Source organism: Nitrosospira sp. TNL200 (assembly GCF_055386305.1).
In genome coordinates this window covers 2908275-2931008 of record NZ_AP041003.1, presented here as the reverse complement: position 1 = coordinate 2931008, position 22734 = coordinate 2908275, and the positions used below count along the sequence as shown (strand labels likewise).

General features: G+C 55.0%; 18 protein-coding genes. 12 read left to right on the top strand and 6 right to left on the bottom strand.

The genetic code is table 11. From position 1 onward, the window contains the following. Nucleotides 1-20 precede the first annotated feature (20 nt). From pssA to fur, 5 genes are all read right to left on the bottom strand, one after another. Nucleotides 21-788 carry a CDP-diacylglycerol--serine O-phosphatidyltransferase gene (pssA, locus tag ACZ5CE_RS13260; protein ID WP_464575373.1) on the bottom strand — a complete coding sequence of 256 codons (768 nt, stop codon included), beginning with the start codon at nt 786-788 and terminating at the stop codon, nt 21-23. A gap of 179 nt (nt 789-967) precedes the next feature. Further along, nucleotides 968-1984 (bottom strand): ketol-acid reductoisomerase, encoded by a 1017-nt coding sequence (gene ilvC / locus ACZ5CE_RS13255; protein WP_464575372.1) that lies wholly within the window; start codon nt 1982-1984, stop codon nt 968-970. Nucleotides 1985-2067: 83 nt separating this feature from the next. Continuing rightward, nucleotides 2068-2559 (bottom strand): acetolactate synthase small subunit, encoded by a 492-nt coding sequence (gene ilvN, locus ACZ5CE_RS13250; RefSeq protein ID WP_464575371.1) that lies wholly within the window; start codon nt 2557-2559, stop codon nt 2068-2070. Between the two features lie 2 nt (nt 2560-2561). Further along, entirely contained in the window at nt 2562-4265 is a 1704-nt protein-coding gene (locus tag ACZ5CE_RS13245) for an acetolactate synthase 3 catalytic subunit (protein ID WP_464575370.1), read from the bottom strand. Between the two features lie 333 nt (nt 4266-4598). Next, nucleotides 4599-5054: a ferric iron uptake transcriptional regulator gene (gene fur / locus ACZ5CE_RS13240; protein ID WP_464575369.1), complete on the bottom strand. Its 456-nt coding sequence runs from the start codon at nt 5052-5054 to the stop codon at nt 4599-4601. Between the two features lie 523 nt (nt 5055-5577). Here fur and ACZ5CE_RS13235 point away from each other — a divergent pair. From ACZ5CE_RS13235 to greA, 5 genes are all read left to right on the top strand, one after another. Then, on the top strand, nt 5578-6285 hold the full coding sequence (locus ACZ5CE_RS13235; protein ID WP_464575368.1) for an outer membrane protein assembly factor BamE: 708 nt from the start codon (nt 5578-5580) through the stop codon (nt 6283-6285). A gap of 53 nt (nt 6286-6338) precedes the next feature. Next, a complete protein-coding gene (gene dapB / locus ACZ5CE_RS13230) occupies nt 6339-7145 on the top strand; it encodes a 4-hydroxy-tetrahydrodipicolinate reductase (RefSeq protein ID WP_464577531.1) in 807 nt (268 codons plus the stop codon). Nucleotides 7146-7303: 158 nt separating this feature from the next. Next, nucleotides 7304-8449 (top strand): glutamine-hydrolyzing carbamoyl-phosphate synthase small subunit, encoded by a 1146-nt coding sequence (gene carA, locus ACZ5CE_RS13225; protein WP_464575367.1) that lies wholly within the window; start codon nt 7304-7306, stop codon nt 8447-8449. A gap of 46 nt (nt 8450-8495) precedes the next feature. Next, nucleotides 8496-11834, top strand: a complete 3339-nt coding sequence (gene carB, locus ACZ5CE_RS13220) for a carbamoyl-phosphate synthase large subunit (protein ID WP_464575366.1) — start codon at nt 8496-8498, stop codon at nt 11832-11834. A gap of 26 nt (nt 11835-11860) precedes the next feature. Beyond that, complete coding sequence (greA, locus tag ACZ5CE_RS13215) at nt 11861-12337, top strand: transcription elongation factor GreA (RefSeq protein WP_464575365.1); 477 nt, start codon at nt 11861-11863, stop codon at nt 12335-12337. Here the strand turns inward: greA and ACZ5CE_RS13210 are convergent. Further along, entirely contained in the window at nt 12324-12698 is a 375-nt protein-coding gene (locus tag ACZ5CE_RS13210; protein ID WP_464575364.1) for a YhbY family RNA-binding protein, read from the bottom strand. The genes greA and ACZ5CE_RS13210 overlap by 14 nt on opposite strands. Nucleotides 12699-12728: 30 nt before the next feature. Here ACZ5CE_RS13210 and ACZ5CE_RS13205 point away from each other — a divergent pair, with 30 nt between their 5' ends. The 7 genes from ACZ5CE_RS13205 to infC all read left to right on the top strand — a co-directional run bounded on the left by ACZ5CE_RS13205 (nt 12729) and on the right by infC (nt 22491). Further along, a complete protein-coding gene (locus ACZ5CE_RS13205; RefSeq protein WP_464575363.1) occupies nt 12729-13349 on the top strand; it encodes an RlmE family RNA methyltransferase in 621 nt (206 codons plus the stop codon). Between the two features lie 154 nt (nt 13350-13503). Then, the gene (ftsH, locus tag ACZ5CE_RS13200) at nt 13504-15399 is read left to right on the top strand and encodes an ATP-dependent zinc metalloprotease FtsH (RefSeq protein ID WP_464575362.1); all 1896 of its coding nucleotides are present in this window, start codon (nt 13504-13506) and stop codon (nt 15397-15399) included. 155 nt (nt 15400-15554) lie between these two features. Continuing rightward, nucleotides 15555-16337 carry a dihydropteroate synthase gene (gene folP, locus ACZ5CE_RS13195; RefSeq protein ID WP_464575361.1) on the top strand — a complete coding sequence of 261 codons (783 nt, stop codon included), beginning with the start codon at nt 15555-15557 and terminating at the stop codon, nt 16335-16337. Between the two features lie 502 nt (nt 16338-16839). Then, entirely contained in the window at nt 16840-18222 is a 1383-nt protein-coding gene (gene glmM, locus ACZ5CE_RS13190; protein WP_464575360.1) for a phosphoglucosamine mutase, read from the top strand. Between the two features lie 206 nt (nt 18223-18428). Further along, on the top strand, nt 18429-19430 hold the full coding sequence (locus tag ACZ5CE_RS13185) for a PstS family phosphate ABC transporter substrate-binding protein (protein WP_464575359.1): 1002 nt from the start codon (nt 18429-18431) through the stop codon (nt 19428-19430). Between the two features lie 524 nt (nt 19431-19954). After that, nucleotides 19955-21871, top strand: a complete 1917-nt coding sequence (gene thrS / locus ACZ5CE_RS13180; protein ID WP_464575358.1) for a threonine--tRNA ligase — start codon at nt 19955-19957, stop codon at nt 21869-21871. Further along, a complete protein-coding gene (gene infC, locus ACZ5CE_RS13175) occupies nt 21847-22491 on the top strand; it encodes a translation initiation factor IF-3 (RefSeq protein ID WP_464577529.1) in 645 nt (214 codons plus the stop codon). The genes thrS and infC overlap by 25 nt, the downstream gene beginning before the upstream one ends. The last annotated feature ends 243 nt before the right edge of the window (nt 22492-22734 follow it).

Sequence of the window (22734 nt, the reverse complement as noted above, 5' to 3'; positions counted from 1 at the left end):
CCTTTGTGGGCGTGGACAATCTATTGCGGAGCACTCATCCTTTTTCTTTTCATCAGCCGCCAAAGCCGAAGACCATAGCCGGACAACGCGTAGAGAAGGAAAAGACAGAAGAGAACGACCGGTGGATGGCTGGGTATCAGCACAAAAAAGAACAGCGCCAGCAGCAACACGGTGATGAATGGCACGCTTTTGCGCAGATTGATCTCTTTTCCACTGTAATAGGGGAGATTGCTGACCATGGTCAGCCCAGCGAACAGCGTGATGCACCATGCAAGCCATCTGACATCGGAACCTGCGATATCGAAGTCCAGCATCACCCAGACCAGCCCCGCTATCAGCGCGGCAGCCGCGGGGGTGGGCAATCCCTGAAAAAAACGCTTGTCGATCACTTCTGCATTGGTGTTGAAACGTGCAAGGCGCAGCGCCGCGGATACGCAATAGATGAATGCTGCGATCCATCCGAGTTTACCCATGCCTTTCAGCGCCCACTCATATATGACCAGTGCTGGAGCAGCGCCAAACGAAACCATGTCCGCCAGACTGTCGTATTCCGCACCGAATTCGCTCTGGGTATGAGTAAGGCGTGCCACGCGGCCATCCAGCCCGTCCAGCACCATGGCAATGAAAATGGAAACTGCCGAGTGTTCGAACCGCCCATTCATCGCTTGCACGATCGCATAAAATCCAGCGAATAGTGCAGCAGTGGTGAACAGGTTCGGAAGGAGATAGATTCCGCGCCGCCTCAGCTTGGATCTGAGAACGAGGCGCGACTGCGGCTCATGCGTCATCTGCGCGAGCCGCTGGAAGGGCGGCGGGTGGCAAAACGGGCGATAACCCGCTTATGGGTGGCGGATGAATAGTACCTGTGCCGCAAAAAAGAATACGGAATGGATGGGACGGCATCTGGAAGACTGCGCATGATATAAAAAATGGCGTCACCCGCCGCCTCCCATCCACCTGTGCGATGCTAGTTTTTCGCCTGATCAACGAGTTTGTTCTTTCTGATCCATGGCATCATTTCGCGCAGCTTCGCGCCGACGGTTTCGATTTGATGAGTGGAGGCAAGACGGCGGCTCGCTTTAAGCATGGGGGCTCCCGCACGGTTTTCCAGGATAAACTCGCGTGCGTATTCCCCGGTTTGTATCTCGCGCAGGATCTTGCGCATTTCCGCGCGGGTATCCTCGGTGACGATGCGCGGGCCGCGTGAAATATCACCATATTCCGCGTTATTCGAGATCGAGTAACGCATATTGGCTATGCCTCCTTCATAGATCAGGTCGACGATCAGCTTGACTTCGTGCAGGCACTCGAAATAAGCCATCTCGGGAGCATATCCCGCTTCCACCAGGGTTTCGAAACCCGCCTGGATCAAAGCGGTGAGCCCGCCGCATAACACCACCTGCTCGCCGAAAAGGTCGGTCTCGGTTTCTTCGCGAAAGTTGGTCTCGATCACTCCGCCGCGGGTGCCTCCATTCGCTGCCGCATAGGAAAGCGCAAGATCGCGCGCCTTGCCGGATTTGTCCTGGTGCACTGCGATGAGGGAAGGCACGCCTCCTCCCTGTGTATAAGTCGAGCGGACCAGGTGGCCCGGACCTTTGGGTGCGATCATGATGACATCGAGATCGTCTCGTGGCGATACCTGGCCATAGTGTATGTTGAAACCGTGGGCGAAAGCGAGGACAGCGCCCTTCTTGAGATTGGGTTCGATCTCGGCTGTATAGACCGCTGCAATTTGCTCATCCGGCAGCAGCACCATGACCACGTCTGCCTCTCTTACTGCTTCTCCAACCTCCTTTACGGTAAGGCCGGCCTTTTCCGCCTTGCCCCAGGATGCGCCATCCTTGCGCAAGCCCACTGTCACTGCCACGCCGGAATCCCTCAGGTTATTGGCATGGGCGTGGCCTTGCGAGCCGTAGCCCACAATAGTCACCTTTTTCCCTTTTATGAGAGATAGATCGGCATCCTTATCGTAAAAAACATTCATGTTTCACCTTTAAAAATGGAAAAATGCCAAAAGGGTTGATGGGGATGGCATCGAGACACGCTCAAGGCTGCGGCAGGATGGTCTTAAACTTTCAGTATCCGCTCGCCCCGCCCGATGCCCGAAGCACCGGTACGCACCGTCTCCAGGATGGCGCTGCGGTTGACCCCATCGAGAAACGCATCGAGCTTTGACCCCGTACCCGTCAGCTCGATAGTGTAGGATTTATCCGTAACGTCAATGATGCGGCCGCGAAAGATATCGGCCATGCGTTTTATTTCCTGGCGATCTTCGCCCACCGCCCGCAGCTTTATCAGCATCATCTCGCGCTCGATATGATCGCCTTCGCTTAAATCCACAACTTTGACTACTTCGATCAGCTTGTTCAATTGCTTCGTGATCTGCTCGACCACGTCGTCTGACCCCGTGGTAACCACGGTCATGCGTGACAAGGTCGGGTCTTCCGTTGGCGCTACCGTAAGCGATTCGATGTTATAGGCTCGAGAGGAAAACAGCCCGGCGACGCGGGATAGGGCGCCCGCTTCATTTTCCATGAGCAATGAGATGATGTGGCGCATGTCTATACCAGAATCATTTCGGAGAGGCCTTTGCCCCCTGGCACCATGGGGAAGACGTTTTCCGTCTGGTCGGTGACAAAATCCATGAATACGAGCTTGTCTTTAAGCCCGAAAGCCTCTCGCAATGCGTCCTCGACATCGCCCGGCTGCTGGATTTTCATGCCGACATGGCCGTAGCTCTCGGCCAGCCTGACGAAGTCAGGAAGCGCATCCATATACGATTCGGCATAACGATTGCCATGAAAAAATTCCTGCCATTGCCGCACCATGCCCATGTAGCGATTGTTCAGGTTGATGATTTTGATCGGGAGATTGTATTGCTTGCAGGTGGATAATTCCTGGATGCACATCTGAATACTGGCTTCTCCGGTAACGCAGGCCACGGGACTCCCGGGATTGGCGAATTGCACGCCCATCGCTGCGGGAAGGCCGAAGCCCATGGTCCCCAGACCCCCGGAATTGATCCAGCGGCGCGGCTTGTCGAACTTGTAAAACTGCGCCGCCCACATCTGGTGCTGGCCTACATCCGAGGTGATGAAAGCATTTCCACCAGTGACCTTGTAGAGTTTCTCAATGACCATTTGCGGCTTGATGACCGGAGCCTCGCGATCATATTTGAGGCAGTCGCGGGAGCGCCACGACTCGATTTGTGCCCACCATGCATCGAGTGCGGCCTGGTCCGCCGTCTCTTTGCGGGATTTGAGCTGTTTTATCAACTCGACCAGTACATCGGAGACGCTGCCAACAATGGGAACATCCACCTTTACACGCTTGGAGATGGACGAGGGATCGATATCGATGTGTATGATCCTGCGTTCTTCATTGAAGAAATGCTTGGGATTGCCGATGACGCGATCATCGAAGCGGGCGCCTATTGCGACCAGTACATCACAATGCTGCATTGCCATGTTGGCTTCGTATGTTCCGTGCATGCCCAGCATACCCACGAACCGCGGATCGGTCGCGGGGTAGCCTCCCAGCCCCATCAAGGTGTTCGTGCACGGAAACCCCAGCATTTGCACGAGCTCCGTCAACTGCGGGGCGGCATCGCTCAGGATGACGCCTCCTCCCGCGTATATCATGGGGCGCCTCGCGCCGAGTATCAGCTGGACCGCCTTTTTTATCTGTCCGGAATGCCCTTTCGTGACGGGATTGTAGGATCGCATGGCGACACTTTCGGGGTACCTGAATACTGTCGTCTGCTGGCTCACGTCCTTTGGAATGTCAACCAGCACGGGGCCTGGGCGACCGGTGGATGCGATATAGAAGGCTTTTTTAATGGTTGCCGCCAGTTCCCCGATCTCCTTGACCAGAAAGTTATGTTTGACGCAGGGACGCGTGATGCCTACGGTATCGACTTCCTGAAACGCATCCAGCCCTATGGCGTGGGTAGGAACCTGCCCGCTGATGACCACCAGCGGAATCGAATCCATGTAGGCGGTGGCGATACCTGTTACCGCATTGGTTACGCCAGGTCCGGACGTGACCAGTGCCACCCCTACCTTGTTGCTGGAGCGCGCGTAGCCGTCGGCGGCATGTACGGCTGCCTGCTCATGCCGTACCAGGACATGCCTGACTTTGTCCTGCTTGAACAGTTCATCATAAATGAATAGCACGGCGCCGCCGGGGTAGCCAAAAATATAATCGACCCCTTCTTTCTGCAAACAACGCACTGTAATCTCAGCGCCCGTCAATTCCGTTTCCATGCTTTCCTGAATCCAAATAGGTGCTGCCAGAAATAATGAAAAAATACTGAACAGTAACGGTTAGTGAGCCGCTGGTCAACCCCTATCCAACGGCTGGCGGCGTGAAGAGACTCAGGGATAACAGCGATTTCCGGGGTATTCTTCCGAAGCAGGAGGGGACGCCGCGCCAGCGGGGATTTGTTCAGCGCTTCCTTAACCGACCTGGCGCCTCGGCGACCCGGAGAACGGAGGAGTTGCGCCGGTGTCCGAAGCTTCATTCAGGATTATGCAGGAGAAGTGTTCTTGCTGCCGCCGGCCAGGCTTCCATCGGAATCAAAAAAGGGAAAAGCAGGCTCAGCTTCTTTCGGCGATTCCCCGGTCCTCGGTTTTTCGATGCGGGCACGCGGGCTTGGTACAATCCGCATAAAGCGATAGCGAGTGTTCATGGATGATGAAACCACGATCTTTGGCAATCCTGGCTTGCCGTTTTTCGATTTCGGCATCGTAAAATTCTTCAACCCTTCCACATTGCAGGCATACCAGATGGTCGTGGTGGGTGGTGCTGGCAAGTTCAAAAACAGCTTTTCCCCCTTCAAAATGGTGGCGCTCCAGCAGGCCAGCTTGCTCGAACTGGGTGAGCACGCGATATACGGTTGCGAGACCGATGTCTTCTCCCTCACTGATGAGTGTCTTGTAGACATCTTCCGCGGACAGATGGCGCACGGGACTGCTTTCAAATAGGCTCAGGATGCGCAACCTCGGCAGGGTCGCCTTCAGGCCCATGGTTTTGAGGTCGTTCGATTTACTCATGACGTCCATCCATCGGGTTGTTTTGCTGTATCATATAACGTTAGGGAATCCCTGAACAAGTTTTCGCGGGTGCGACGGCAGCGTCGCTGAGTGGGATGGTATGCCGAAAGGCGGCGCGATTAGACCGCATGGCGGACTGTGGCTGCGCCAACCTTGCCGGCGGTCCGGGCATCCTTGCCGCTCCAACCTCCACCTTGTGGAGACTCCTCGAGCGGCGCCCCGGGGGAGTTTAGGTGCTCTTCTGCATCGTTGCCCAGGCTGCGGACTTCGTTGCGCCTTATGATCATCCGATTTTACCAGCAACGCGCGCAGCGAGAATCTGTTCAGCGCTTCCCTGGTATCCTGAACCGGAAATACGTTGAATAAATACTTGGGTCATTTCCGCGAAGGCTTGAATCCGGTAGCTTGAAAAAGCTCTGGATTCCGGCTCGCCGCTGGCACGGCGTCCGGAATGACGGGGGGGTTTATGCAATGAATTTACGATTCACCACACTAGTTTGTTTTGAAAACATACGCTGCCTCGATGCGCGCAAGAATACTTCCGCTGCTTGTATTGCTATCGCTTGCCGGATGTTCGTCTGTTCCATCCGTACTATACAAAATCGAGATTCAGCAGGGTAACGTCATTACCCAGGATATGGTGGATAAGCTAAAGCCCGGCATGTCCCGCTCGCAGGTGCGCTTTGTGCTTGGTTCGCCTTTGATCAGCGACCCGTTTCATGAAAACCGCTGGGATTATATTTATCGGCTTGAGCAAAGGGGGCGGCTGGTGGAGCAGCGGAAGCTGACCGTGTTTTTCGAGGGCGATAAGCTGGTGCGTATCGATGGCACGTTTTCGCCTTCGATTGCTTTCGCTCCAGCGCCCCCCGCTGAACCGGCCAGCCCGGCCGAGGAGCTTCGCAGCGCAGCCACGCAAGTAGGCGCTGCGTCTGCGATTGTGTCCGAACCGGAACGCGCTGCTTCAGGATTCGCCACGACGACCCCACAAGCAGCGGTTCTACCCCAGGTTCCAGCCGCGGGTTCGCCGGTCCCGCCTGGTTCCGGACAAATGCCGATGCAGGCCGCAGTCTTGCCTCAACCGGTGGAAGCCGCCCGGCCGGTTATCAAAGAGGACGGAGGCGCTGCCTTGACAAGTGCTCAGTCGGCCCACGCAATCGCCCGGAGCACCCGGCAGGCGCCGTCGCAAGCCCTGGATACTGGAGAAGGAGAGGCGGATCAGCCCAAGGAGTGACGGCAGCAGCCATGGGTAGGCAATCAACCGCTGACAACAGCGAAAGAGTGGAAATGACGACATTGAATATCGCAATCGCCGGAAGTTCAGGCCGAATGGGACGCGTGTTGCTGGAAGCCGTAATGCAGGCTGAGGGCATGCGATTATGCGCTGCCCTCGATCAGACCGGCAGCCCTTATCTGGGAAGGGATGCGGGCGAGTTGATCGGCACGGCTTGCGGCGTCCATATTACGGACGATGCCGCCTTTGCTCTTCCAGGCTGCGATGTGCTGATCGATTTTACCCGCCCTGAAGGCACGCTCATGCATCTCGATGTATGCCGGACAGAACGAGTAAAAATGGTTGTCGGCACCACCGGTTTTTCCGTGAAGCAAAAAGAAGAAATCCGCACTGCCTCGCAACATATTCCGATTGTGCTGGCTCCCAATATGAGCATTGGAGTAAACGTTACGCTCAAGCTGGTGGAATTGGCGGCGAGGGTGCTCAGAGAGGATTACGATATCGAGATCATGGAGGCGCATCATCGCCACAAGGTCGATGCTCCTTCCGGCACCGCCTTGCGCATGGGTGAAGTGGCGGCGGAGGCACGTGGAAAAAATCTCTCCGAAGTTGCGGTATACGGACGGGAGGGTATTACCGGTGAGCGGGTCCCTGGAGCGATCGGTTTTTCCACCGTGCGCGGAGGCGATATCATTGGCGACCACACGGTGTTGTTTGCGGGGCCGGGTGAGCGCATGGAAATTTCGCACAAGGCCGGGAGCCGCGCCACCTTTGCCGCAGGAGCCATGCGGGCTGCCCGCTTTCTGGCGCACAAGGAAAGCGGCCTGTTCGATATGCAGGACGTGCTGGCGCTGCGTTAGGCCATCTTCTGCGCTGGCGCTCGCTATTCTCTCCCCAGCCGGGCACGTGGCGGCTTCGTTGAGCAAGCATCCTTTTCAACGTATAATTCGCCTTCATCGACAGGGGCGACACTGCCTGCCCTGTTTTCATGCCTTGTCCTCATTCCAGGAGTTTTCCGTTGTTACAACGCCCGTTTGCCGTTCTCGCGCTTGCCGACGGCACAATTTTTCGTGGCATTTCCATCGGAGCGGATGGAGCCAGTGTCGGCGAGGTGGTGTTCAACACATCCATGACGGGTTATCAGGAAATTCTTACCGACCCCTCCTACTGCAGGCAGATCATCACGCTGACTTATCCTCATATCGGCAACACAGGAGCCAATTTCGAAGATATCGAATCCGGCAACGACGATCGGATATTTGCGGCAGGACTCATTATCCGAGATTTGCCGATACTTTCCAGCAATTGGCGGCAAACGCAGACCTTGCCTGAATATCTCAGGCAGCGGGAAGTGGTCGCGATTGCCGATATCGATACCCGCAAGCTCACGCGCATACTGCGCGAGAAAGGTGCGCAATCGGGATGCCTCATGGCTGGCTTCGTCAATGAAGCGGAAGCGCTGGAACGGGCGAGATCGTTTCCAGGGCTGGTGGGAATGGATCTCGCGAGGGAGGTGAGCTGCGATAAACCCTATGAGTGGATCGAAGGAGAATGGGAGCGGGGAAGGAGTCCTGTTCTTCGGCAAAACCCGCGCTTTCACGTTGCCGCGCTGGATTTTGGAATCAAGCGCAATCTGCTTCGAAAATTGGCTCAGCACAATTGCAGAGTCACCGTCTTGCCAGCCAGCACGCCCGCCGAAGAGATTCTGGCATTGCACCCCAATGGCGTGTTTCTTTCCAACGGCCCGGGCGATCCCGAGCCTTGCGATTACGCTATCGCCGCCACCAAAAAACTGCTGGATAATGACGTCCCTATTTTCGGAGTATGCATGGGGCATCAATTGCTGGGTCTGGCCAGCGGCGCCAGGACCATGAAAATGAAATTCGGACATCATGGAGCCAATCATCCGGTGCAGGATCTCGATAGCGGAAGAGTCATGATTACCAGCCAGAACCACGGCTTTGCGGTCGATATCGATAGTCTGCCACAGCATGCTCGTATTACGCATGTGTCATTGTTTGACGGCAGCCTCCAGGGGTTCGAGCTGACTGGCGCCCGCGCATTCTGCTTTCAGGGGCATCCTGAAGTCAGTCCTGGTCCGCACGATATGGATTATTTGTTCGAGAAATTCACGGGCCTGATGGAAACAGGACGCAAACCATGAGTATGACCGCGTAGAGACAACTGCCGGATTTGGGATCATTGCAGCAATGCCTAGACGAAACGACATACATACCATCCTCATCATCGGTGCCGGTCCGATAGTCATCGGCCAGGCATGCGAGTTCGATTATTCCGGCGCGCAGGCATGCAAGGCATTGCGCGAGGAAGGTTATCGCATCGTGCTGGTCAACTCCAATCCCGCCACCATCATGACGGACCCGGAAATGGCCGATGCGACGTATATCGAGCCCATCATCTGGCCGATGGTCGAGAAAATCATCGCGCGCGAGCGGCCAGACGCATTATTGCCGACGATGGGCGGCCAGACGGCGCTTAATTGCGCGCTCGATCTGGCGAAGAATGGTGTATTGGCAAAGTACGGCGTGGAACTGATCGGCGCTTCGCGCGAGGCGATCGATAAAGCCGAGGATCGTGAAAAATTCAAGCAGGCCATGACGAGGATCGGACTGGCATCGGCCCGGTCGGCAATAGCACACAGCCTGGAGGAAGCCCTGCAGGTTCAGGCAATGGTAGGTTATCCCGTTATCATCCGCCCATCATTTACCATGGGCGGGAGCGGCGGCGGCATCGCATACAACCGGGAGGAGTTCCTCAGTATTTGCGATCGGGGACTCGAGGCATCCCCTACGAAAGAATTGCTGATCGAAGAATCTGTCATAGGCTGGAAAGAGTTCGAGATGGAGGTCATCCGCGACAAAAAGGATAATTGCATCGTCGTATGCGCCATCGAAAACCTCGATCCAATGGGTATCCACACAGGGGATTCCATCACCGTTGCCCCCACGCAGACGCTTACCGACAAAGAGTATCAGATCATGCGGGATGCGGCGGTGGCCGTATTGCGCGAAATCGGCGTGGAAACCGGCGGCTCGAATGTCCAGTTTGCCATCAATCCGCAAGATGGCCGCATGCTGGTCATTGAGATGAACCCAAGAGTCTCCCGTTCCTCTGCGCTCGCTTCCAAGGCGACGGGTTTTCCCATTGCCAAAGTGGCTGCCAAACTGGCGGTGGGTTATACGCTGGATGAGCTCCGGAATGATATTACCGGCGGCGCCATGCCCGCATCGTTCGAGCCTTCCATCGATTATGTCGTTACCAAGATTCCCCGCTTCGCCTTTGAGAAGTTTCCCCAGGCCAACGACCGGCTTACCACGCAGATGAAGTCGGTCGGAGAGACCATGGCCATAGGGCGCACTTTCCAGGAATCATTCCAGAAAGCGTTGCGCGGGCTCGAGATCGGCGCTGATGGCCTCGACGAAAAGACGTCGGATATCGAAGCCATTGAGGTTGAGCTTGGTGATCCCGGTCCGGAGCGAATCTGGTATGTCGCCGATGCGTTTCGCTGCGGAATGCCGCGCGATGAAATTCATCAGCATACGCGTATCGACCATTGGTTTCTGGCGCAGATCGAAGACCTGGTCGAGCAGGAGCAGGTTCTTGCGGGGAAGTCCCTCGACGATCTTGATCTGCCGGCGTTGCGCAAACTGAAGCGCAGCGGTTTTTCGGACCGGCGTTTGGCTAAATTGTTGAATTCGACCCAAACGGAGATTCGTGTCCGGCGCCACCAGCTCAACCTGCGGCCCGTTTACAAGCGTGTTGATACGTGCGCTGCCGAGTTTGCCACGCGAACCGCTTACATGTACTCCACCTATGAGGAAGAATGCGAGGCTTTGCCCACTACCAGGGACAAGATCATGGTTCTGGGAGGCGGGCCCAACCGCATCGGCCAGGGCATCGAGTTCGACTACTGCTGCGTGCATGCTGCCCTGGCTCTCCGGGAGGATGGTTTCGAGACCATCATGGTCAACTGTAATCCTGAAACAGTTTCTACCGATTACGATACTTCGGATCGGCTCTATTTTGAGCCGTTGACGCTCGAGGACGTGCTTGAAATCGCGGCGGTGGAAAAACCTTCCGGTGTGGTCGTACAGTATGGCGGCCAGACTCCGCTGAAACTTGCACGCGATCTGGAGGACAACGGCGTGCCTATCATAGGCACCAGTCCCGATATGATCGACTGCGCCGAAGACCGTGAGCGTTTTCAGAAGATGCTGGAGCGGTTGAACCTCAGGCAGCCCGCCAATCGTACTGCGCGTACTGCGGAAGCGGCGCTCGCCGCGGCTGCCGAAATCGGATACCCGCTCGTGGTGCGGCCCAGCTACGTGCTGGGAGGCCGTGCCATGGAGATTGTTCATGAGCAGGCCCATCTCGAACGCTACATGCGGGAAGCCATAAAGGTTTCGCATGATTCGCCCGTGCTTCTGGATCATTTTCTCAATGATGCGGTTGAAGTGGACGTTGATGCGATCTGCGACGGCGAAGCGGTGCTGGTTGGCGGTATTATGGAACACATCGAACAAGCTGGCGTGCATTCTGGCGATTCGGCATGCTCGCTGCCTCCTTTCAGTTTGTCCGTTGCCATGCGCGACGAGTTGCGGCGCCAGACCACGGCGATGGCGCGGGCGCTCGAAGTGGTAGGGTTGATGAACGTGCAATTCGCCATCCAGCGCGACATCCTGTACGTACTGGAAGTCAATCCCCGCGCATCGCGCACGGTACCGTTCGTGTCCAAGGCAACTGGATTGCCGCTTGCAAAGATTGCGGCACGGAGCATGACCGGGCGAACGCTCGCGCATCAGAATATCGTTGGGGAACAAATCCCATCCTTCTATTCAGTGAAGGAGGCGGTATTTCCCTTTATCAAGTTTCCAGGCGTCGATACGATACTGGGGCCGGAAATGAAATCCACCGGCGAAGTAATGGGAGTGGGCAAAACTTTTGCCGAGGCATTTGTCAAGTCGCAACTCGCTGCGGGAGTCCGGGTTCCTTCGGCGGGCAAGGTGTTTATCAGCGTGCGGCAATCGGACAAGCCGCGCGTCGTGGAAATCGCTCGAAATCTTGCGCAACTAGGGTTCAGCCTTTATGCTACCCGCGGTACCGCTGCTGTACTGCTTGCTGCGGATCTGGGAGTAACGCCGGTGAATAAGGTTGCTGAAGGCCGTCCCCACATCGTCGATATGATAAAGAACGGGGAAATGGACCTGATAATCAATACAGTGGAGGACAAGCGGAGTGCGATCCAGGATTCCTATTCCATTCGTCACGCCGCGTTACAGGCAAAGGTGACGTACTACACCACTTTAGCCGGGGCGAGGGCCGCGTGCATTGGCATGGCGGGAATGGGGGAATTGCAGGCTTATAGCTTGCAGGAACTGCATGAGCAGCAGGAAAGCGTATCGCGGCTCTCCAGCGCTGAGTGCTCCGGGCCGGATTCTGCTGATTCTACTGCAACAAGTTCAACTGTCGAACCGCAGTGCGAGTCGAGCACGGATCTGAATATCGGATTTAACGGGAAGGTGGAATAGAGGAATAGAGGAAGGTAGCATAGATAATGAGCACAATCCCCTTGACAGTGGTAGGCGCAGGGAAGCTGCGCGCTGAATTGCACGAGATGAAAGCCGTCCAGAGGCCCGCAGTGATCGCGGCTCTGGCGGAAGCCCGCTCCCATGGCGATCTTTCTGAAAATGCCGAATACGAGGCCGCCAAGGAACGGCAGGGCTTCATCGAGGGCCGGATAGCAGAACTGGAAGCCAAGCTTTCCAACGCGCAGATCATCGATCCGGCGTTGCTCGATGCTGGTGGAGCATGCGTATTTGGTGCTACGATCGACCTCGAGGATATGAGCAGTTCCACGATGGTAACCTACCAGATCGTCGGCGACGATGAAGCCGATATCAAAGAGGGAAAGATTTCCATCAGTTCTCCGATTTCACGCGCACTCATAGGCAAATATCCCGGGGATGTGGCGGAAGTCATGGCGCCCGGTGGTATAAGGGAGTATGAGATCCTGGACGTCAAATACGTTTAGGAGGCGTTGAACTGATGCCGGGTTTCTCGGTATTTCTTCCATCCGATTTCTTCCTTTCGAATCGCGCCTTCGGCTCGGGTGCCGCGCGTTCCGGTTCCGGTCGATAGATAACCAGGATTTTTCCGATATGCTGAACGGGCGCGGCCGCAAGGCGCCGGCATATCTCGTCCAGCAAACCATTTCGAATTTTCCTCTCTCCAATGGAAACCTTGACTTTGATCAACTGATGGCTTTTAAGGCCCAGATCCAGTTCATGCATGACATTTTCGGAGAGTCTCGCCTCGCCAATCATCACTACCGGCCGCATGCCATGAGCCGTTGCGGCGAGTGCCCGCCGGAGTGCAGGTGTAAGTGTCAACATGGATTTTCCGAAAAAACCTCATTTTAAGTGATGAAGCGTGCCAAGACCAGTAAGGCCTGGATGAACGAGCATGTGAACGATTTCTTCGTGAAGCAGGCAAAAAAAGAAGGTTACCGTTCCCGTGCCGCCTATAAGCTGATTGAAATTGCGAAACATGATCGCCTTTTTCGCTCCGGCATGACGATAGTCGATCTCGGCGCCGCTCCCGGTGGGTGGTCCCAGGTGGCTGCGCCCAAGCTGGGTGAAAGAGGCAGGATCGTGGCGCTGGATCTGAACAAGATGGAACCATTGCCGGGAGTGACCTTCATACAAGGAGACTTCACGGAATCCGGGGTTCTGGCAGAACTCAAAAATGCGCTCGGAAAATCTCCTGTTGACCTTGTAATTTCGGATATGTCCCCTAATATAACGGGCATAGCGGCAAGTGATCAGGCCCGCAGCATGTATTTGGCGGAGTTGGCGCTCGAATTCAGCAGGGAGCGATTGAACTCCGACGGCGCGTTTCTCGTCAAAGTATTTCAAGGGGCGGGCTTCCAGGAGTTTTTGCGGTCGATGCGGCTGGATTTCAACAAGGTGGTAACGCGCAAGCCGGAAGCATCCCGGGATAGAAGCAGCGAACTTTATTTACTGGGGATTGGAAAACGCTATTAGATGCAGTGATCAAAACCGTCTGACGAGCATGAGGCTGGGCCTTTGGCGGTGAGGCGAACGCCTGTTGCAGCGGTATTCCACGCTGTTATAAATCTCAAAATGGGTTTAGAATGAAATATTCAAGGGCATTGACGGCGCGAGCCAAGGAGTTATCTTGAACAATCTCATTAAAAACATGGCCATCTGGCTGGTGATTGCTTTGGTGCTGATGACGGTGTTCAATCAGTTCAGCACGCGGCAATCGGCCCAGGCACCGATGGAGTATTCGCAATTCATCGATGAGGTGAAGCAGGGCAGGATCGCGAAAGTAACTATAGAAGGCCGCACCATCAAAGGCACCAAGTCCGATGGCAGGCGTTTCACTACCTATACGCCTTCCGATCCATGGATGGTGAGCGACCTTCTCAAAGCAGGCGTCGTCATTGACGCCAAGCCTGAAGAGGAACCGTCTCTGCTGATGAATATTTTCGTTTCATGGTTCCCGATGCTGCTTCTGATAGCCGTATGGATTTTCTTTATGCGCCAGATGCAGGGGGGAGGCAGAGGTGGCGGCGCGTTCTCGTTCGGGAAAAGCAAAGCGCGGATGCTGGATGAATCCACCAATCAGGTAACTTTTGCGGATGTGGCGGGTTGCGAGGAAGCCAAGGAGGAAGTCTCCGAACTGGTGGAATTTCTGCGTGATCCGAGCAAATTCCAGAAGCTGGGCGGGCGCATTCCGCGCGGCGTGCTGATGGTTGGCAATCCCGGCACTGGCAAGACGTTGCTCGCACGTGCGATTGCGGGCGAGGCCAAGGTTCCCTTTTTCAGCATATCAGGTTCCGATTTCGTTGAAATGTTTGTCGGCGTGGGTGCCGCCCGGGTACGCGATATGTTCGAGCAGGCCAAAAAGCATGCTCCCTGCATTATCTTCATTGATGAAATCGATGCCGTGGGGCGCCAGCGCGGAGCAGGGCTGGGTGGCGGAAATGACGAGCGCGAACAGACGCTGAACCAGTTGCTGGTGGAAATGGATGGCTTCGAGGGGACTGCAGGGGTCATTGTCATCGCGGCGACGAACCGTCCGGACGTGCTCGACCCGGCGCTGCTTCGTCCCGGACGTTTTGACAGGCAGGTTACGGTTCCGCTGCCCGATATCCGGGGGCGTGAGCAGATCCTGCATGTCCACATGCGCAAGGTACCCATTGCGCCCGACGTGCATGCCGAGATACTTGCCCGTGGCACGCCCGGAATGTCGGGCGCCGATCTGGCGAATCTGGTGAACGAAGCAGCACTCTTCGCGGCACGCAGCAACAAGCGGCTTGTGGACATGGAAGACTTCGAGCGTGCGAAGGACAAGATATTCATGGGCGCCGAGCGCCGCTCCGTCCTTATGCCCGAGCACGAGCGGCGCAATACGGCTTATCATGAGTCTGGACATGCCGTGGTGGCTCAACTGCTGCCAAAAACCGATCCTGTGCATAAGGTTTCGATAATCCCGCGGGGACGTGCGCTAGGCGTGACCATGCAGCTGCCTACCGAGGATCGGTTTAGCATGGATCGCGAAGAAATTCTGCAGAATATCGCAGTGCTATTCGGCGGACGCATTGCCGAAGAGATTTTCATGGGGCAGATGACCACGGGCGCCTCAAACGACTTTGAGCGTGCTACCGAGATGGCGCGACGCATGGTGACCCAATGGGGAATGTCGGATTCGCTGGGGCCTATGGTCTACGGTGAAAACGAGGGTGAGGTTTTTCTCGGCCGCTCCGTGACCACGCATAAAAACGTGAGTGAAGCCACTATGCAAAAAGTGGATATAGAGATCCGGCGCATCATCGATGCTCAATATGGATTATCCCGGAGGTTGATAGAAGAGAATCGCGACAAGATCGAAGTCATGGCCAAAGCCTTGCTGGAATGGGAGACCATAGACTCGGAACAGATCGGCGATATCATGGAAGGCCGTACACCGCGCCCGCCCAAACCTTCCAAGACTACCGCAACGCCGCCCAAGGACAACACGCCTCCTCCGGCGCCTGCGGCCTCTGCTACTCCGGCGCAGGAAGCGTAAGCCGCGATATTTGGTTCCACCCAATTAATTGCACGAAGCGTGATAAATAAGGCGGAATTTCCGCCTTATTTATTAGGTTCCTCCATTGCGGTTTCCTGTCTACCTTGCGTTCACGCGGGCAATTAATCTCATCTTTTTCCTCCCGTCCCCTGATAATGGGAGTGCTCAATATCACCCCCGATTCCTTTTCCGATGGCGGCTTATGGGTCTCGGCGGAAAATGCCATCCACCATGCCGAACACATGGTGGAACAGGGCGCGGATATAGTGGATATCGGCGGGGAATCCACGCGCCCCGGCAGCAAGCCGGTAGATGCTGCCGAAGAGATCGATCGTATCATGCCTGTGATAGAGGCATTGGTAGGTAGGAACATCTGCGTTTCCGTGGATACTTCTAAGCCGGAAGTGATGCGCGCGTCGATAGAAGCGGGTGTTGCGATGATCAATGACATAAAAGCGCTGCAAGCGCCGGATGCGCTACAGGCAGTTGCGGAAGGCGGCGTGGTCGCCTGCCTCATGCACATGCAGGGAGAACCGGGAAGCATGCAGGCCAATCCGTATTATGGGAATGTGGTTACAGAAGTGAAGGATTTCTTGCGGGATCGGGTGCATTCGGCTTGTGCCGCTGGTATTCCGCTGGAACATTTGGTGATAGACCCTGGTTTTGGTTTCGGGAAGACGCTGGAGCATAACATTGCGCTGTTGCGTCAACTCGACTCCTTTCTGGACATGGGGGTTCCTTTGATGGTGGGTCTGTCGCGCAAATCGATGCTGGGGAAAATTACCGGCGGCGAAGTGGGAGACAGGGTCCAGGCAAGCGTTGCGGCTGCGTTGCTGGCGATCATGAAAGGAGCAAAAATCGTCAGGGTGCATGATGTAAAGGCAACCAGCGATGCAATAGCTGTTTATAATGCGGTAAACGGTCAGCCAATGCGATAAAATTACGGCGTAATCCATGCTCGTCATCCGGTATTCCGAGCGTTTTTTCGCCTGATCGTCCGGCTGATCTTTTGTTCAGGTTTGCGAACGTGAGTTATTGGGTGGAATGTCTTAAGGAAGCGCTGAACAAATCTCCACTGGCGCGACGGCGGCTTTGCGGGATGGGATGCACGAAAGGCAACGATGCGAATAGTGCGACCGCGTAAGGCGGAGCAATGTCTTCCGGAGGAAGATGCGACCCCGTAGCGGGCTGCTGGCGCCCCAACAGTACTTTGGTGCGGTCTGGCATCCCCGGCGCTGCCATATCCCCGCTTCTCAGGCTCCTTGGGCCACGAGCTGGGGAGCCATGGCGCGGCGCTCTCTGGCATCGTAGTTCCGGCTACGACCTCGTCGCGCACCTTATGATCTCCTGATTTTACCAGCAATGCGCTCAGCGAGGATTTGTTCAGCGCTTCCTTAAGCAATAACCCCATCGCCGCCTTCTTCTTCTCCGAGACTTTAAATGACAAAAAAATATTTTGGTACCGACGGTATTCGCGGTCGCGTCGGAGAACTACCCATCACACCCGAGTTCGTCATGCATTTAGGGTATTCCGCGGGCAAGGTCCTGGTGTCGTCGGATTGGCATTTATCCAAAGGAGAACGCCCTGCGGTGCTTATCGGAAAGGATACCCGGATATCGGGTTATATGCTGGAATCGGCCTTGCAGGCAGGCCTGTCAGCGGCCGGTGTCGACGTGCTGCTGTCCGGTCCCATGCCGACGCCAGCCGTCGCCTACCTTACGCGGGCGTTGCGGCTGCAAGCGGGCATCGTGATCTCCGCCTCCCACAATCCATTCGAAGACAATGGCATCAAGTTTTTTTCCTCTGCCGGCAGCAAGCTTCCAGACGCAACCGAGCACGAGATAGAGGCGGGCTTGACTGCTCCGATCAGGTCGATGGATTCTGCACAGCTAGGCAAGGCCCGGCGCGTGAACGATGCCAGAGGCCGCTATATCGAATTTTGCAAGAGCACTTTTCCGAATTATTTCGATCTACGCGGGTTACGCATCGTGGTTGATTGTGCTCACGGCGCTACTTATCAAATCGCCGGACCAGTGCTGCATGAGTTGGGCGCCGACGTGGTGGCCGTGGGGGTGCAACCGGATGGTCTCAATATCAATCATGAATGCGGGGCCACGCATGGTACCGCCCTTCAGGAGGCCGTAAGAAGATACGGGGTTGATCTCGGTATCGCCCTCGACGGTGATGGCGACCGGGTGATCATGGCTGGCAGCGAAGGCGAGCTATACGATGGAGATCAGCTGATATATATTATCGCCAAGCACCGTAAGCAAAGGGATTTACTCAAGGGCGGCGTGGCGGGAACCCTGATGACCAATCTTGCGGTCGAAAACGGCCTGAAAGAACTCGATATCCCATTTGCCCGGGCGAAGGTGGGCGACCGCTATGTATTGGAACTTCTGCAGAAGGAAGGTTGGCAACTGGGAGGGGAAGGCTCGGGCCATATCATCTGCCTGGACAAGCATACGACGGGCGATGGAATTGTTTCTGCACTGCAGGTACTGCACGCCATGCGCGATAGCGGCAACACTCTGGCCGAGCTTGCGCGCGATATAACGCTTCATCCGCAGAAGCTCGTCAACGTCAAGGTCCGCAAAGGATTTGATTTAAGCGCGAGTGCCTTGGTTAAAGCCGTGCAGATGGAAGCTGAACGCGATCTTGCCAATGATGGCCGGGTATTGTTGCGGGCATCCGGGACGGAACCGCTGATACGGGTGATGGTGGAGGGTAAATCCTTGCAGAAGGTTACATACTGGGCCGAACGAATAGCGGATGCGGTGCGGGCAGGCGCACTGGATGAGAGTACCTCCCTTGTTCAATGAGGCAGATGAAGCATCCGTCGTGAACCCGGGTCCAGGGTTGTCCGGACATATGTGTTTCATGCCGCAAAGCCGCCGTCGCGCCGGAGCGGGGATTTGTTCAGAGGCTTCCTGACGATAACGCTCTGTCACAATACTGTAATATTGATGACCTAGCATGGACGAACGCGAGGAAGAATTGGTATATCAAGACATTGAGGGGTGAAATAGTGAAATTATCGAATACCCGCGCACTTGGAATTTTGGCCATATCATGGATATCGAGCGGCGCCATTGGTATTGCACAGGCCGCTGCGCTAGTAAAAATCGATGGCTCAAGCACTGTTTTTCCCATTACCGAAGCGGTTGCAGAAGATTTTCAAAAGGCAAAGCGCGGAGCTGTCAACGTCACGGTAGGTATTTCGGGCACCGGTGGCGGCTTCAAGAAATTCTGCCGTGGGCAAATCGATATCGCTAATGCCTCACGTCCTATTCTTAAAAAGGAAATGGACGAATGCAAGGCTTCAGGGGTGCAATACGTGGAAATGCCCGTCGCGTTCGATGCCTTGACCGTGGTAATCAATCCGAGGAACGACTGGAGCAAAAATATCACCGTCGAAGAGCTGAAGAAAATATGGGAACCTGCTGCTCAGGGGAAAATAACCAAGTGGAATCAGGTAAATGCCTCATGGCCGGATGAAACGTTCAAGCTTTACGGACCAGGCTCCGACTCAGGCACTTTCGATTATTTTACCGAAGCTGTCGTCGGTAAGGCTAAATCAAGCCGCGGCGATTTTACAGCCTCTGAGGATGACAACGTATTGGTCCAGGGAGTCGCGAGCGACAAGAACGGACTGGGGTTCTTTGGTTTTGCCTATTACATAGAGAATCAGAAGAAGCTTAAGGCTGTCGGCGTCGACGGAGGAAAGGGACCCGTTCTTCCTTCCATGAAAACGGTGGAGGACGGCAGTTATCAACCGTTATCCCGGCCCATTTTCATTTACGTCAATATAAAGTCGGCGGATAAGCCGGAAGTCAGGGAATTTATCGAGTTCTATATGAAAAATGCGATCTCGCTGGTAAAAGAAGTCAAATTCTTTTCGCTGCCCCCACAGGTTTACACCACAAATCTCGAGCATCTTAGCCAAAAGAAAACAGGAACGGTTTTCAATGGCCAGCCCGAGGTCGGTCTCCAGATCGAAGAAGTGTTGAAGCGCGAAACCAGTCAATGATTCCACATCAGTCATCCTGATCTGAAAATTGGAGCAACGGCAACGGTAAGAAAGGTTTGCAAATCGGTTTTGCATCTGTCGTTCTTCATTTCAGATCGGCGATCCTTCCGTCTATTGTTTCGGGGCCAGTTTTTTTTTGCCAGCTCAGTTGTAAGTTGTATAGAGCCCGGTCGCCGTGTCCTTCCGTGGCAACCTGCCGGACTTAAAGGAAATCGGCTGAAAAAGCGTCTGGCTGGTCTATATTCCGCCGCTTTTTTGACCAATAGAACGACTATTGGCCTTCAAAATCGTCAAAATCCCCCCTCACCCAGCCACATTTTCGCTTCGATTCTTCAAGTCCGACAGGCTGCTAGCCTATCGTTCGATTGGCTGTTATAGTTTGAGTCCTGCATCAGGCCGGTTTTTAGGCTGGTCAATCGGAATGGGTAGGCTCCGCCATCCGCTTTGTAAAACAGACATGGAACAAGTAGGTCATTTAGCGGGCCTGCGCGCTGGCAGGGTTTAACTTTGTAAAGGAACAGGTTGTGACTGTCATTCGTCTCCCGGATGGTTCTGAGCGGTGCTATGAGCAGCCGGTAACGGCTCGCGAGGTCGCGGAATCCATTGGTCCGCGCCTCGGTCGTGCTGCTCTGGCGGCAAAAATCAATGGTAAGCTGGTGGATCTGTCGAGTCCTATCAAGACCAGCGGCGACCTGGCGATAATCACGGAGAAGGATCCGGAGGGACTTGAAATCATCCGGCATTCGAGCGCCCATTTGCTGGCGCACGCGGTAAAAGAGCTTTTCCCTGATGCGCAGGTTACTATCGGGCCGGTCATCGAAGATGGTTTTTATTACGATTTTTCATACAAAAGACCTTTCACCCCGGAGGATCTCGCCGCGATAGAAAAGCGCATGGCCGAGATCAGTTCGCGCGATTTGAAGGTGGAACGCAAGATTTGGGACCGGTCCGAGGCGATTAATTTTTTCAAGAATCAGGGCGAACACTACAAAGCGCAAATCATCGAAGCAATACCGGGAGACGAGGATGTTTCCTTGTATTCCCAGGGGAATTTTACCGACCTCTGCCGCGGTCCCCACGTCCCAGCTACTTCGCGGCTGAAGGTTTTCAAGCTGATGAAGCTGGCAGGCGCCTATTGGCGTGGCGATTCACACAATGAAATGCTGCAGCGGATTTACGGTACCGCCTGGACAAAGAAAGAAGACCAGGAAGCTTATTTGCGTCGTCTCGAGGAAGCGGAGAAGCGCGACCATCGCAAGCTTGGAAAGCAGATGAACCTGTTCCACCTTCAGGAAGAAGCGCCGGGAATGGTGTTCTGGCATCCCAAAGGCTGGATTATCTGGCAGCAGGTGGAGCAATATATGCGGGAGGTGCTCCGCGATAACGGCTATCTGGAAATCCGTACACCGTCCATATTGGATAAAGGCCTATGGGAGCGGTCCGGACATTGGGAGAATTTCCGGGAGAACATGTTCGTTACCCAGTCGGAAGAACGAGAGTTTGCTGTCAAGCCGATGAACTGCCCTGGCCATGTGCAGGTATTCAGGCAGGGACTGAAGAGTTACCGGGATCTGCCATTGCGGCTGGCGGAGTTCGGTTCATGTCATCGTAACGAGCCTTCCGGTGCCCTGCATGGCATTATGCGGGTTCGTGCTTTTACCCAGGATGACGCTCATATTTTTTGCACGGAGTCCCAGGTTCAGGATGAGGCGGTGCGTTTTATCGACTTGTTGCAGCAAGTGTATGCAGATTTTGGTTTCAAGGAGATCCTGGTAAAGCTTTCGACGCGGCCGGCAAAACGCGTCGGTTCGGAAGAGCAGTGGGATAAAGCCGAACAGGCGTTACAATCGGCCCTGGGCCATAAAAAGCTCATCTGGGAGCTGCAGCCTGGGGAAGGCGCTTTTTATGGTCCGAAAATCGAATTTTCACTCAAGGACAGCATTGGCCGGGTCTGGCAATGCGGTACTTTGCAACTGGATTTTTCCATGCCAGAACGGCTGGGTGCGGAATACGTGGCAGAGGATAATACCCGCAAGGTGCCGGTAATGCTCCACAGGGCGATATTGGGATCTCTGGAACGTTTCATCGGCATTCTCATCGAAAACCATGCAGGCGCTCTTCCGCTATGGCTTGCTCCCGATCAGGCGGTAGTGTTGAACATCTCCGAAGGACAGGCGGATTATGCCAGCAAAATAGCCGTGGAGCTCAAGCACAATGGCATTCGAGCGTTCGCGGACTTGAGAAATGAGAAAATAACTTATAAAATACGGGAGCATAGTTTGCAAAAGTTGCCATACCAAATCATTGTGGGCGATAAGGAAGTGGCGTCGCAAACGGTTTCCGTAAGAACCCGGACGGGCGCCGATCTCGGCCAGTTTAACTTGACCGCGCTGATCGATCTTCTCAAAACAGAGACATCCATAGGGGTCGGCGCGAACTGACTCAATCATATACCTGGGGAATTACTATAGTTCAAGAGAAAGCAGCACGCATCAACCAAGAGATAAATTCACCGGAAGTGCGCTTGATTGGTGTCGGGGGAGAGCAGATAGGCATTGTTTCCCTGGCGGCGGCCAATTCGTTGGCGGAAGAGGCGGAGGTGGATCTCGTCGAGATCGCGCCTACGGCCAGGCCACCGGTCTGCCGCTTGATGGATTATGGTAAGTTCCGTTATCAGGAAAGCAAGAAAAAACACGAGGCGAAACTCAAGCAAAAGCAGATTCAGATCAAGGAAGTCAAGTTTCGTCCGAATACCGATGAGGGCGATTACAACATCAAGCTGCGCAATCTGATCAGCTTCCTTGAGGAAGGGGATAAAGCAAAAATTACCTTACGCTTTCGTGGGCGTGAGATGGCTCATCAGGAGTTTGGCGTTCGCCTGCTGGAGCGAGTTAGAGACGACCTGGAGGCGCATGCGATAGTAGAGCAATTTCCCCGGATGGAAGGGCGGCAGATGGTCATGGTGCTATCTCCGCGCAAGAAAGAAGTGAAATCGACCAAACCCAAGGCTGCGCCCAATGATGCGGCTGCCGGAACAAATAAAGGTGCGGTCCAATCCTAAGGACCGCCGCGCCAGCGGAGATTTATTCAGCGCTTCTCTAGGGATTTTAGAGGGTTTTAAAGAGTAAGACTGGTAGTATAAGTTGGAAAGTGTGAAAGTGTTTTTGCGCCGGGCCGGGTGGGTTCGGTGCGAACGGTGGTAGCAGGCGATCGGATAGAAAGCCATTCATAATAAGTGGTGACCAGGTTTGAAAGTGTTCCGGTGTGGAAACACCTGGCGTCATGCTAGAGCAGGAGCAGTGTA

What these genes read in the sequence shown, in the direction of transcription:
- pssA (WP_464575373.1), bottom strand. Translation starts at nt 788, where the DNA reads ATGACGCATGAGCCGCAGTCGCGCCTCGTTCTCAGATCCAAGCTGAGG.
- ilvC (WP_464575372.1), bottom strand. Translation starts at nt 1,984, where the DNA reads ATGAATGTTTTTTACGATAAGGATGCCGATCTATCTCTCATAAAAGGG.
- ilvN (WP_464575371.1), bottom strand. Translation starts at nt 2,559, where the DNA reads ATGCGCCACATCATCTCATTGCTCATGGAAAATGAAGCGGGCGCCCTA.
- ACZ5CE_RS13245 (WP_464575370.1), bottom strand. Translation starts at nt 4,265, where the DNA reads ATGGAAACGGAATTGACGGGCGCTGAGATTACAGTGCGTTGTTTGCAG.
- fur (WP_464575369.1), bottom strand. Translation starts at nt 5,054, where the DNA reads ATGAGTAAATCGAACGACCTCAAAACCATGGGCCTGAAGGCGACCCTG.
- ACZ5CE_RS13235 (WP_464575368.1), top strand. Translation starts at nt 5,578, where the DNA reads ATGCGCGCAAGAATACTTCCGCTGCTTGTATTGCTATCGCTTGCCGGA.
- dapB (WP_464577531.1), top strand. Translation starts at nt 6,339, where the DNA reads ATGACGACATTGAATATCGCAATCGCCGGAAGTTCAGGCCGAATGGGA.
- carB (WP_464575366.1), top strand. Translation starts at nt 8,496, where the DNA reads ATGCCTAGACGAAACGACATACATACCATCCTCATCATCGGTGCCGGT.
- greA (WP_464575365.1), top strand. Translation starts at nt 11,861, where the DNA reads ATGAGCACAATCCCCTTGACAGTGGTAGGCGCAGGGAAGCTGCGCGCT.
- ACZ5CE_RS13210 (WP_464575364.1), bottom strand. Translation starts at nt 12,698, where the DNA reads ATGTTGACACTTACACCTGCACTCCGGCGGGCACTCGCCGCAACGGCT.
- ACZ5CE_RS13205 (WP_464575363.1), top strand. Translation starts at nt 12,729, where the DNA reads ATGAAGCGTGCCAAGACCAGTAAGGCCTGGATGAACGAGCATGTGAAC.
- folP (WP_464575361.1), top strand. Translation starts at nt 15,555, where the DNA reads ATGGGAGTGCTCAATATCACCCCCGATTCCTTTTCCGATGGCGGCTTA.
- glmM (WP_464575360.1), top strand. Translation starts at nt 16,840, where the DNA reads ATGACAAAAAAATATTTTGGTACCGACGGTATTCGCGGTCGCGTCGGA.